Origin of the sequence: Liquorilactobacillus sp. (assembly GCF_047719775.1) — a bacterium.
Taxonomy (GTDB): Bacteria; Bacillota; Bacilli; order Lactobacillales; family Lactobacillaceae; genus Liquorilactobacillus.
Genome location: NZ_JBDNTS010000036.1, coordinates 1 through 12,303 on the forward strand (window position 1 = coordinate 1; position 12,303 = coordinate 12,303).

Genomic DNA, 12,303 nt, shown 5'->3' on the forward strand with positions numbered 1-12,303 from the left:
TTGAACTAGAATATGAAATAATTATTGATGAGATATTCCATAAGATTGAAGTTGTGCCGACAGGTGTTCCAAGTTCTACAGTAAATGATTATAATAATCAGCTTACAGGTGAAGTTGAACAATTCGCCAAGTTTGCGTTAATTTCAGTTATTGTAGTAGGAGGAATATATATCACGATAGCAACTGCGGGAACGACGGCTGAAGAAGTTAGTGCATCAATTGTAGCACTGGTTAAAGTAATAATGGCCTAAAGGTAACCTAGGACCACGTTAGACAAATTAGGGTAATATTTAGAAATTCAAAGGCATATAAAGTAGCAAACACTTTTTTTTGAATTAGAGGAGAAATCGAATAATCAAATTTCTGAATTAGCAAAGAAATGTCGTTGTTTATTTGATAACCACTGTCTACAAAATTTCTTTCCAAACTAAAAAATTCCTTGTGCTTTATTAAATAAAAAATGTATATAGTCAAACAAAGGATACAACTAAGGAAGAAAATAAGTAACACATTCATTAATAGGCCGTGAACAGGAAACAATAAAAGCAACATGATTGCTGGAATCATGTTTACAATAATTATTGGTAATAATAGTTTCGCTGGATTGTACAATTTTCTTGCTAATTTATGTAATTTTAACGAAATTGATGATGATTCCTTTGTAGCAAAGGAATCATCATTTTCTTTATATATATTTAATAAATGGTTAAAAATAGCTATTTGTTTTTTTAAGGCCTTTTGTGTATTAATTAGTCGAAACAAAAATATTAAAAAAATGATAGTACAAATAATTGCACTGGCTAATAGCAATAGATCTAATTGATTGATATTCAATAAAAACACTCCCCTATTTCATTTATACTCAGTATACCAAATAAAATAGGTCTACAAAATCAACACTTCTTCTGTTAAGTATTATTATTCAATTTAAGCAGATTTTCAGCTTTAATAGCGGTAATCAAAAATGATAAAAATTAAAAAAGGAAACCAATAATAATAATCCGAGATTCATAAAAATTGAAGCAAGCAGGGAAAAAAGTGTAGTTTTTTTAATTAGTGGTAAAATTTTTTGGTCGTATTGGATAGTCAGATTAACAATATTGGAGTTTTTTAGAAGCACTGGATTTTTATTTTTTATCTGTGAATGTAAATTAATACTTTTTCTTTTTAAAACAATGTAGGATAATAGCCAAAATATTCCCCATAATAGAAATAGCACAAAGAGTAGCGGCCTAATTTGAGTGTAAAATACAGAATAAAAAAAGGCTACAATAACGGAGAAAAAAGAGAATAGAAGATTGAAAGGAAATGTCCTGAAAAAAAATAAAGTAAAAGGGTAGCTATTAATAGCAGAGAGAGCTTTGATTTCATCAATAGAAATTAAGTTGTCTTTCTTATAATTCTTAATTAAAGATGTATATTGAATTTTAGGCTCATTGATTTTTTTTGAAGTTTTAGATGCTCTTCTTGAAAATATCAGCATCATAAAAAAGCACAACGCAGCAAGAAGCAATAAGAAAAAATTAATTTCAATGTAGGAATGCAAAGAAATCCCTCCAATATTATTTTTATCAAGTATATCACAAGGGTTCTGTTGCAAAAACAAAAAATTAGCCTCTTATAATCATCTGGGTAAATAGGACACAAAGCATGACACAATTTAAAAGCTCGAAGGCTTGTAGTGTGTTGAACGTTATCTTTCTGGATAATGTTGCAATTTCCCAATCAAATTGAGAAATTAATTTATTTTTTTCGCGGTCCAGTTTAATATTATTTTCCCTAAGTTGAGTGTTTAGTAAAAAAATTTTTCTGTGTTTCTTTAAGAATAGATAATATAGCGGTAATGATAATATCATAACAAAAAAAAGTATAAATAGTAACTTTTCGATATACATGGGAGCCCTGAAAACAAGCGAAAGTAACAGAAGAAATACTAGGCTTAAGTTTAAGGTAATTATAGCTTTAAGCTTTTTTGCTGGATGGTAGCTCTTAGAAATGATATCGGTAATATCAAAAGCGGGTTCAGAAACAGGATGCGTATCTTCGTAATTCTTAATGAAGTGAGTGAAATTTAATAAATTTTCTCTTAAATGGCGTCTAAGCTTGAGCATTTGTATTAAAAGCACAAAAAAAAGAAAAACACATAAAATCACAATTCCTAAAACAATAAATAATAGTTGAAGAAGATCCATCATAGACACCTCTGTCGATATTTTTATCAAGTATATCACAAATACAAATATTATAATTGACGTTTCTGCTGACATCTTTCTAATTCAAGACAGTAATAGTAATGGAGAAACTTATGAAATGGATTATGAAATTACTTTAACTGCAAGCTTTCATAATTTGACAGGAACACTTCCTATTTCTGTTACAAATGTAGCTTATGCTGAATATGAAACAGACCAAAAGAAAATTGCTGCGAATCCAAATCCTATCAAAGAATATATTGAAAAAAATTCGAAAATTATATTAGTAGTAGCTGTGATAGTGCTTAACCCAGAAACTGATTTGGGAATAGGAGTAATAACTGGTGTAGGAATTATAGCCGCTCTACTTTCATAATGTGAATTGTAACTAACTTGTTTTTATAAAGCAAAGAATAATTTGGAGGTAGTTGATGGTATAATATCAAAGAAATATAATTTCTTAATAGAATGGGCGATGTAGTGCTATGGAAGAGTTATTGGTGAGCATTGTAATGATAGTGCTTGGACGTGTGCTTGTTAATAGATCCTTATCAAAAGAACAGACGACATTTGAAGATTTAATAGGTCATAAAAGACGAAGAAAAGATATAGAACCTCTTATCAAAACAACAAGAGAAAATAAGCCAGCGTATGTTATTCTTACTAAACTAATAGTAGTGTTGTGGTCAATAATTGGTATTTTATTTCTAGTTTTACTTTTCTTTGTTATTAAAAATAATATACAAATATGTCTGATAATTTTTTGTGTAATGCTAGTTGTGCAGGGGATTATTCAAATTTTAGGATTATTTAAATATAGATGGGAAACGACATTACTTAAGATTGAAAGAACAAAGCCAATGATAATAGCGGTAGTTTGTGGCAGGTTACTAATAATATTTGGTGGAATTGTACTCATCATCAACTTAGTATCTATACTTTCCTTCTCATAATTCTTTGATCGTAAGTTTTCAAGCGTTCTTTATAATTGTTAGCATATGCATGGAACTGATAATTAATTTAGCGTTTAATAGTAAGCTCTGAATCTTTAAGTATATATTATTATCTTGGAACTCAATTCTGAATTGGGTTCCTTTTTTATTTACCACAATTATAGGACAAGTCTAAGGAGGAATGTACTGCTAAGTGTAGTGCCACTGTTAAGTAGCGAAGAGCTCGCACAGTGTTTATGATTAATTTTAAAGATAAGTGAAAAGAGGTGAAAAGTATTAATGAAAAAGGAAGGGGAGATTTATGAAGGACAAAGATGTAGATATTGAGGCACTCCAAGATTTTTATAAGAGTCTATGTGAATTAATTGGAGTAGATGCGATGCTTGTTGTTTATCAACATTATCGTGGTTCACAGTTAACGATTCCCACACATTTGTATGATCGTAAGCGTGCAAGCCGCCAAGTTGTACGTAAATTTACTGGGAGTAATTCGATGCAACTTGCACGCGAGTATGGGTACTCACAGAAATGGGTGCATAAGGTTATTAGGGACAATAAAAATAAAGGTTGAAGGGGAAAATAAAAATGGATGTATCTGATTTATTTAATTTTAGTGGTCGAATAAAGGAAAACATGGTTTTTGAAAAGAAAATAAATGGCAAAATGGATGTACGTGAAGTGAAAGCTGGTTTCAATTGGTTGGGAGGAATCTTCACATTATTTTACGCAATGTTCAGTAATATCTATAAGACCGAAGGATTTGTTAAAAAGATTGCAGTCCCATTTGCGATAGCAGTAGTAATCAATGTCGTTTTAGAAAGATCATCACTGGGAATAATTGTTAATTTGGCTGAGGGCATCTGGTTTGGCTTGATGTATGATACGTGGTTTAAAAATCAATTGGTAGCAAATGGCTATGTTGAAAAAAAGGAAGAGAGCGAGGAGTAACAAGTGGAAAATAAAAATGAATTTTTGACTAAGGTACTGCATAATTTGGATGTAATTGGTGCCATAATTATGATTATTTCGCTATTTGTGGGTAATTTCTATGCCGGAGATCCTGGTGGGGGTTACATGTATAGTATTTCATACCCAGGATACAAGTTAATTTTTAATGGTGATTATCTTTTGGGTACACTATTTATTGTAGTTCCAGCAGTTATTTTGGTAGTTGGTCGAATTCAAGGACTAAAGCAATATGAGAGTCTACTTAAATTTGGTCTTCCATTTGTAACTATGATTTTCTTATTTGTCTTAAAAGGACAACTTGCTGATACAGGTAATGTAGGTGGAGCAGCATCCTTTGCGATAGGAGCATGGATTTTTCTAGTAGGTAATGTGCTTGCTTTGATAGGTGGAGCAGCTTCATTTTTTAAGTTTGATGTTGAAGAGAAAGTTAATGAAATTACCAAAGGAAAAAAGGTGTCAAAGTAAGAGGACAACTGATTTGAGTCTAATCAATTACGATTAGGCTTTTTTATTTTGTCGGAAGGTTGTGTCACAGTGTTTGAGTTGGAGAAAAAGAAATATATTACAAGAGGTATTAAAGAAAAAGTTTCTATGTTCCAACAACTGATATGTTGGAATTTAATTAAGCACAAGAGAGAAAGTAATATTAAATTAGATTACTTACAAATTTTTGAATTTTCGCAAGATAACAATTGCAGCAAGGTTATTCATCGACAAGAGCAACCCTTATTTATTGATGAATATAGTTTCAAAAAAGGGGTAGTAAAACAACTTAGAATTTGGGTAATTGATGATGGTGGACAGATTGTGATGCTGTTACCTGAAGAATATTAGATAATGTAAGGAATGATTTATGTGGAAAAGATAGCGAAAAGAGTTTCATGTGTATCAGTTAAATTGGTTAAAGAAGGAGGGTTCTTGTATAAAGATCGAGTATGTAATACTTCTCTTAGTGCATACGATTTGTTTGCAGAGATTATTGAAGATAAGCCAGATGAACATTTAATAGTAGCATGTTTAAATGCAAAGTCTGAACCGGTTAATGTTTCAATTTTAAGTATTGGTTCAGTAACAGAGGCACAAGTTTTTGCCAGAAGTGTAATTAGAAATGCATTGTTATCAAATTCAACCAGTGTAATCATCGCACATAATCATCCTAGTGGAGACCCAACACCTTCAAAGCAGGATGTCAATTTTACAAAAGAAATAAAGCAAGCTTGTGATTATATGAGAATTCGTTTCTTTGATCATTTAATTATTGGTTCAAGTGGGAAATTTATTTCTTTAAGAGAGCAACGAGAGGAGATTTTTATTTGATTGATAGAAAAAAACAGGAATCAAAGTTGTATGCGATGCTTTCAGTTGAAAGTAATAAGAAGATTGAAATTGCAGATGTTTCAACAGAAGCATATTTGCTAGCCAGAGATGAAATTGATTTCTTGGTATTAGATTTAAGTGGGCCATTACCAGATTGGGTAATGGTCTATTTTTATGGTTATGGCAGATACACAGGATTTATCATATTGGATTCAAAACAAGAAAAAGTCTTAAGTATTGGGTTGCTTAATGAAAAAAATCAAGTAGTAAGGAGCTGTAGGGAGATTGAATAAATGGATTGAATTGTTACTAACTTTAGCAATTAATGTTGCAGGAACAATTATTAATGAATTTAAGGATGGTGAGTAAAATGAGTGTGCAAGAAGAAAGAAAGCACGTCGATAAGGCAACGATAGAAGTTGAGCGAAAAATAAAAGGGGTAGACGTTTACTGGACCAAGTATGTTTGGAATCGTCAACTGCCTTTGGTATTAGTTATAAGTAACTATCCAAGTAGTAAAACTTTATTACAAGACGATCTAACAACAATGTTGATAAAAAATGAAATAGTAGAAATAGAGGATTATGGTGGTGTAATTATCGCTAATTTGTTTACACGACCAGTTCAAGTAATCAATGAGAAGACATTAGGCGAAGCTTTTCCAGCTGATGGTATGGATGAACTGATAAAAGTTGTTGGTGAAGTGGAAAAAGTAATCATTGCAATTGGTTCTCTAGCTACGAGATATCAAGTAGCGACTGATCGAATGAAATTATTTGTGAACCAAGTCCAAAAAGCTGAGATTACAATAGACAAATTTTATGATTTGGTAAATGGCCAGCATAAACCAGTTCATCCTCTAGCGATTAGAAATGAACATTGGATATTAGTAAAATGGGATAAAGAGCGACAAAAAGAACTGATATTAGATGAGTAGCATTCAAAAAAAGCATGGCAAATTACCTTATACAGCACAATTTACCAGAGGCTCAGGAACTGATAGAATACGTCAGGATAAGAGTTTTAGAACAAAAAAAGAAGCTAGAGATTGGTTGTATCAGATAGAAAATGATTTCGTTAACGGAAGTTCTTTTAAAAAGTCAAAAATGCAGTTCATAGATTACTATAAAGATTGGGTAAAGCTTTATAAAGAACCAATTGTCGGTTTAGCAACTTTAGAAAGTTATCGTGTTAGTGAAAAGCATTTTCGACGTGGAGCTTTGGCAACGACAAGAATGGATCAATTGACAAGAGATAAGATTCAAATGTTTTTCAACAATTTAAACCTAGCCCACGAAACAGCAAGGAAGGATTTAGGACATCTACGTGCTTGTTTAAGAGATGCATATGACGATGGTGTACTTAATCGAAATCCTGCAGGAGGCAGAATTAGAGTTGTAGCTGATCCAAGAAAAACGAAGCCTGATGACAGAAAATTCATGGCTATTAAGGATTTTCGGAGAATTCAAAACTTCTTATTGGAATATGATTATCGGCTAAGTGATGTGAATCGAATGGTTTTAATGGCAATCTCACAGACTGCGCTAAGAGTTGGTGAAGCTTTAGCATTAAGATATGAAGACATCAATCAATTTAAGTGTGAAATAATAATTGATGAGTCTTGGGACTCAATGCATAATTTGTTTAAGGAACCGAAGACAAAAAATTCAATTCGGAATGTTCCAGTAAGTCGAACAGCGATGAATAAAATAGTTAAATGGATTGAATTTCATCGTAGAGAACTTTTCAGACGAGGAATTGCTAATCCACAGCAATTATTGTTTCAGACAAGACAAGCGAAACTTCCAGACTCAAATTCAATTAATTCTGCATATCATCAATTACAAAAGCACTTGGGAATGGAGAGTAAATTTTCAACACACACAATGAGGCACACTTTGGCTAGTATGATGTTAGCAACTGGAGAAGTCTCACTAGCATATATCTCACATTATTTAGGCCACGCAAATATAATGATAACGCAGAAGTATTATATTGGATTGTTGCCAGAACAAGTCGAGAATGAGAGTGCAAAAGTCGTTGAAATTGTCGACTTTGGATAAAAAACAGGGGAGACCTTGTTTTTTTATTTGTTTTAATGTACAAAAAAAATAATTTGTTTTAAAGTATTAATATAATTACTACTTTGTATGAAATAGATTGCATTAAAAAAAGAGGATAGTTATGGCAGAAAATAAGTTTGAAAATGCAGTAATTGATAAACTAGAATCTGAAGGTTGGACCTATCGTAAAGATTTTTCTAACAAAACAACCAAAGTACTATATGAACATTGGCGCGAAATTTTAAATCAAAATAACGCACCAAAATTAGCAGGAAGCGTTTTGTCCGATAACGAGTTTCATCAATTATTAATAGAGTTGAATAAAAATAAGACTGCCTATGATGCACAGCTGATGTTAGCTGGTGCCGGTGGTATAGGAACACTTCCTTTAATAAGGGATGACGGGACATCACTAGAAATTGAAATTTTTTTTGGAGATGAAGTTGCAGGGGGACATTCACAATATGAAGTTGTAAGCCAAGTAACATTTGATGAATTGCCATTTACGCTGAGTAGTAAAAGGAGAATTGATTTAATGTTGTTGATAAGCGGTCTCCCAGTCGTTCATATCGAAGAAAAAGATGAAACATTGCAAAATCAATGGAGTGCTTTTGAACAGTTTCAAAAATATCATAGTGACGGAATGTATTCGGGATTATTTTCTTTTGTACAAATTCAATTTATTTTGTCACAACACTCTGCACATTATTTTGCCAGGCCAAAAGATGCAACATCTGAAGCATACAATAAAGACTTTGTATTTGGTTGGAGAGACAAAAATGGTAAAGATGTAACGGATACAATGAAATTTATTCATGAAGTTATGGGAATACCAGCACTACATAGATTAGCCACAGTTAACATGATTCCTGATGCATCAAATGATAATTTAATGGTAATGCGTTCATATCAAATTCAAGCTACTAGAGAAATTCTTGAAAGAATGAAACAGATGGACAATAATAATTTGATTGAAAGAGAAGGTGGATACGTTTGGCATACTACTGGCTCTGGTAAGACGGTTACTTCTTTTAAAGTAGCACAGCTACTAGCATCGATGCCAAAAGTAAAACATGTCTTGTTTATTGTTGACCGTGTAGATCTAATTAAGCAAACATGTGATAATTTTAAATCTTTTGCTTATACCACTTTTGAACAGAGAATTAAAATTGTGAATGGACGACAAATAAAAGGAATTCTAAAAAATAATATTTCATCGCATATTTATCTGATTACCGTTCAGGGGTTGGATAAGGCTATTAAGTCAGGTCTAAAATCAGATAAACGTATGGTAATTTTGATGGATGAAGCACATAGATCAGCTAATGGCGAGGCAGTTAAGAGAATAAAGGATGGATTATCTAAAACTACGTGGTTTGGTTTTACAGGAACACCGAATTTTTATAGTGATGAGATTAATGATGTCAAAACATCAAAAAACATTTCTACCCATGATATTTTTGGACCAAGATTGCACAGATATACAATTAAAGATGCTATTGGTGATGGTAATGTGCTTGGTTTCGATGTAACATACTATGAATCTCAATTTGAAATTGATAGTGCTTCTAAAATGACTGAGCAACAACTTGAAAAGGAAGTTTATACTAGCCTTCCTTATCGTCAGGCGGTTGTTAAGGATATTGTAGATCATTGGCAGGAAAATGCTTCTGGACCTATTGAAATGGGAGTTAGAAAGCAAAATCAATTTCAAGCAATTTTTGCAGTGTCAGGGAAACAGGCAACTGTAGCCTACTACAATTTGTTTAAAAAAATGGCTCCTGATTTGAGAGTAACGATGACATATTCACGGGAGGAGAATAACGAAGAAGGATCTTCGGATTTACAGGAAGCTTTAAAAAAAGCGATAGAAACTTATTCTAAATTTTACAATACAAGAGAATTCATGGACGATAAAAATCCTGAGGGAGCTTATTTAGATGATTTAACAAGAAGAATTTCACGTAGAAAGCCATATAATCGAAATAATGATAAAGATCGCTTGGACTTGGTTATCGTATCAGATCAATTATTAACAGGATTTGATTCTAAGTACGTAAACATCATATATTTGGATAAAATTTTAAAAGAAGGCATGTTAATTCAAGCTATGTCACGGACTAATCGAACAATCAATAAAAATGCCAAACCACATGGTAAGGTTAGATTTTTCAGAAAAGGAAAATTGATGGAAGACAACGTGAAACATGCTTTAATTATTTATACCAAGGGTGGAAATGATACTGTTCAAGATGCCAAAAAGCAGCCTTCGCTTAAAGAACAACAAAATTTATTTGATGATGATGTTTTAGCAACAAAAGTGGCAACAAAAATAGAAACTATTCAACCAGATATTAAAAGATTACAGGGATTGAGTGGAGAAGACTTCTCACAAATTCCAGCTTCAGAAAAAGCAAGAGTTGAATTTGTTGTTCTAGCATCTAAAGTCAACAATAGTACGCAACAATTAGTTCAACAAGGTTATGAGCTGGGGAGTCAAGTTAATCAGTTGGACAAAGATGGAAGGGAAACAGGAGAGAAAATTAGTTTAGCTATTAAAAATGTCGAAGAACTAAGCGCTTTACAAGCAAGACTCAATGATGTCAATGAGCTATTACCTCTTGAGAAAAAAATTGATTTAACTAAAATAAAAATAGCTTTACAAGCATATGCTAATGAAATAATTGATTATGACCGATTAGTTGAATTGCTGAACAATTATATTGATGAAACTATTCCTAAAAATCGGAAACAGGTTGAAGAGCATGTAACTGCAATGGATGATAATAATCGAAATGAAATTGGAGAAATTTTGAACGGTATTGAAGATGGAACTTATCAGGAACATTTCAACACTGAAAGCTTAAAAGAGGCACGAAAAATGATTCGCTCGGCAAACGAGGAGTTACAAATAAGACGCTGGTCGGCAGATAAGAACTTTAACGGAAACTATATTTTTGAAGCATATGAAAAATACTTGCCAGGTTTTGCTTTGAATGATAATCCTAAGTTAAACGAAGAGTTACAAAAAATTGAAGAAAAAGAAAAAATTGGATTTTTTGAAACAGCGGATTTTGAAGATGAATTGATGGATTTTTTTAATTCGTTATATAGCAATAAAATATAAATAGCAGGTGGAATAATAAAATGGCACTAACTAGTGAAAGAAAAGCCTTAATTTGGAAAACATTGAATGAAACACGTGGAAAAATTGAACCAGCTGAATATAAAAACTATATTTTTGGTGTAATGTTCTATAAGTTTTTATCTGAGAAAGCACAAAAATGGCTAAAAACGGTGCTGCGCGATGAAAAATGGGAAAATATTTGGAATCAGAATTCTAAAAGAGCTGCTGAATTCATGCAGAAAAAGCTTGGATATGTTATTCGCCCTGGAGATATGTTCATAGACTGGAAAGAAGCAATTAATAAGGATAAGTTTAATATTCTGATGGTATCTGAAGCATTAACTCATTTTGAACAAGGAATTCGTGAGGATGCTAGAACAAATTTTAATGGTATTTTTGCTGATATGGATTTAACATCAAATAGATTAGGTAATAACACGCAAACTAGAACAGCGACAATGATGGATTGGATTAATCTCATGGATAAAATAGAGCTTGATGAAGATTCTGATGTTCTAGGTGACTTGTATGAGTATTTAATTGGAAAATTTGCTGCTAATTCAGGGGCGAAGGCTGGTGAATTTTATACACCTCATCAAGTTTCTGATATCATGGCTAGAATTTTGACACATGGGAAAGAAGAAAATACACCTTATAGTCTATATGACCCAACGATGGGTTCGGGCTCATTGATGTTGACGACTGCATCTTATATGAAAAATGCCGGAGTTCGAGGGTCTATTAAATATTATGGACAAGAATGGATAACTACCACCTTTAATTTAGCTAGAATGAATTTGATGATGCACGGTGTTGAATATAATGATATTTTGCTACATAATGCAGATACTTTAAATAATGATTGGCCAGATGGTCTAGTCGATGGTGTTGATAGTCCAAGAATGTTTGATGCGGTTATGTCTAATCCACCATATTCACAAAAGTGGGATAATACTAGCCGAGAAGATGATCCACGCTTTAAGGTAGGTGTAGCTCCTAAGACCAAAGCAGATTACGCTTTCTTATTACATGGGCTATATCATTTGAAGCAAGATGGAAGAATGGCTATTGTAATGCCACATGGTATTTTATTTAGAGGTGGAGCAGAAGAAAAAATCCGTAAACAATTATTGCTTAGTCATAATATCGTTTCAATAATCGGATTGCCAGCTAAAATTTTCACTAACACCTCAATACCTACAATAATTATGATTCTTGAAAAGAATAGAAAAAATGATGATGTGCTGTTTATAGATGCTTCTAAAGAATTTGAAAAAGAAAAGAAGAATAATAAGCTAAGAGAAGATAATATTGTCAAGATAGTTAAGACGTATTTAGATAGAAAAGACGTTGATAAATATGCCCATGTAGCCACACTAGATGAAATAAAGGAGAATGACTATAACTTAAATATTCCACGTTATGTAGATACCTTTGAACCTGAGCCTGAAATCAATTTAGTCGAAGTTGCGACAGAATTAAAAAATGTTGATCAAAAAATTGAGAAAAATATGTCTGGTATGTTAGAAATGATAGACGAGTTAACAGCAACTGATGATGCATCTTCTAAACAACTTGATCAGTTTCGAAAAATAGTCAAGGAGCTGGGCAAGAATGAGTAAGAAAAATGTACCCTTACTAAGGTTTAAGGGGGTTATTGACGATTGGGAACAGCGTAAGCT

At 32.3% G+C, this 12,303-nt stretch carries 14 protein-coding genes and 1 pseudogene; 13 read left to right on the forward strand and 2 right to left on the reverse strand.

Annotated features, from left to right (window positions below):
- Positions 1 to 251, forward strand: a pseudogene (locus tag ABF682_RS11590) (bacteriocin activator); the annotation flags it as partial.
- 707 nt (positions 252 to 958) lie between these two features.
- On the opposite strand, the gene ABF682_RS11595 reads toward ABF682_RS11590, so the two are convergent.
- The gene (locus ABF682_RS11595; protein WP_415619898.1) at positions 959 to 1,606 is read right to left on the reverse strand and encodes a hypothetical protein; all 648 of its coding nucleotides are present in this window, start codon (positions 1,604 to 1,606) and stop codon (positions 959 to 961) included.
- A gap of 4 nt (positions 1,607 to 1,610) precedes the next feature.
- Positions 1,611 to 2,195 carry a hypothetical protein gene (locus ABF682_RS11600; protein ID WP_415619899.1) on the reverse strand — a complete coding sequence of 195 codons (585 nt, stop codon included), beginning with the start codon at positions 2,193 to 2,195 and terminating at the stop codon, positions 1,611 to 1,613.
- Between the two features lie 115 nt (positions 2,196 to 2,310).
- On the opposite strand from ABF682_RS11600, the gene ABF682_RS11605 reads away from it, so the two are divergent.
- The 12 genes from ABF682_RS11605 to ABF682_RS11660 all read left to right on the forward strand — a co-directional run bounded on the left by ABF682_RS11605 (position 2,311) and on the right by ABF682_RS11660 (position 12,243).
- Entirely contained in the window at positions 2,311 to 2,568 is a 258-nt protein-coding gene (locus ABF682_RS11605; protein ID WP_415619900.1) for a hypothetical protein, read from the forward strand.
- A gap of 109 nt (positions 2,569 to 2,677) precedes the next feature.
- Complete coding sequence (locus ABF682_RS11610; RefSeq protein ID WP_415619901.1) at positions 2,678 to 3,145, forward strand: hypothetical protein; 468 nt, start codon at positions 2,678 to 2,680, stop codon at positions 3,143 to 3,145.
- Between the two features lie 301 nt (positions 3,146 to 3,446).
- A complete protein-coding gene (locus ABF682_RS11615; RefSeq protein WP_415619902.1) occupies positions 3,447 to 3,716 on the forward strand; it encodes a Mor transcription activator family protein in 270 nt (89 codons plus the stop codon).
- Between the two features lie 14 nt (positions 3,717 to 3,730).
- A complete protein-coding gene (locus ABF682_RS11620) occupies positions 3,731 to 4,093 on the forward strand; it encodes a hypothetical protein (RefSeq protein ID WP_415619903.1) in 363 nt (120 codons plus the stop codon).
- Between the two features lie 3 nt (positions 4,094 to 4,096).
- Complete coding sequence (locus ABF682_RS11625; protein ID WP_415619904.1) at positions 4,097 to 4,579, forward strand: hypothetical protein; 483 nt, start codon at positions 4,097 to 4,099, stop codon at positions 4,577 to 4,579.
- 69 nt (positions 4,580 to 4,648) lie between these two features.
- Positions 4,649 to 4,948, forward strand: coding sequence for a DUF960 family protein (locus ABF682_RS11630; RefSeq protein ID WP_415619905.1), 300 nt, complete (start codon positions 4,649 to 4,651; stop codon positions 4,946 to 4,948).
- Positions 4,949 to 4,969: 21 nt separating this feature from the next.
- Entirely contained in the window at positions 4,970 to 5,431 is a 462-nt protein-coding gene (locus tag ABF682_RS11635) for a JAB domain-containing protein (protein WP_415619906.1), read from the forward strand.
- Positions 5,428 to 5,724 (forward strand): hypothetical protein, encoded by a 297-nt coding sequence (locus ABF682_RS11640; protein ID WP_415619907.1) that lies wholly within the window; start codon positions 5,428 to 5,430, stop codon positions 5,722 to 5,724. The genes ABF682_RS11635 and ABF682_RS11640 overlap by 4 nt, the downstream gene beginning before the upstream one ends.
- A 77-nt stretch (positions 5,725 to 5,801) precedes the next feature.
- A complete protein-coding gene (locus tag ABF682_RS11645) occupies positions 5,802 to 6,368 on the forward strand; it encodes a DUF1643 domain-containing protein (protein WP_415619908.1) in 567 nt (188 codons plus the stop codon).
- On the forward strand, positions 6,361 to 7,494 hold the full coding sequence (locus tag ABF682_RS11650) for a tyrosine-type recombinase/integrase (RefSeq protein WP_415619909.1): 1,134 nt from the start codon (positions 6,361 to 6,363) through the stop codon (positions 7,492 to 7,494). Before ABF682_RS11645 ends, ABF682_RS11650 begins: the two co-directional genes overlap by 8 nt.
- A gap of 121 nt (positions 7,495 to 7,615) precedes the next feature.
- The gene (locus tag ABF682_RS11655) at positions 7,616 to 10,621 is read left to right on the forward strand and encodes a type I restriction endonuclease subunit R (protein WP_415619910.1); all 3,006 of its coding nucleotides are present in this window, start codon (positions 7,616 to 7,618) and stop codon (positions 10,619 to 10,621) included.
- Positions 10,622 to 10,641: 20 nt separating this feature from the next.
- Complete coding sequence (locus tag ABF682_RS11660) at positions 10,642 to 12,243, forward strand: type I restriction-modification system subunit M (protein ID WP_415619911.1); 1,602 nt, start codon at positions 10,642 to 10,644, stop codon at positions 12,241 to 12,243.
- Positions 12,244 to 12,303 lie beyond the last annotated feature (60 nt).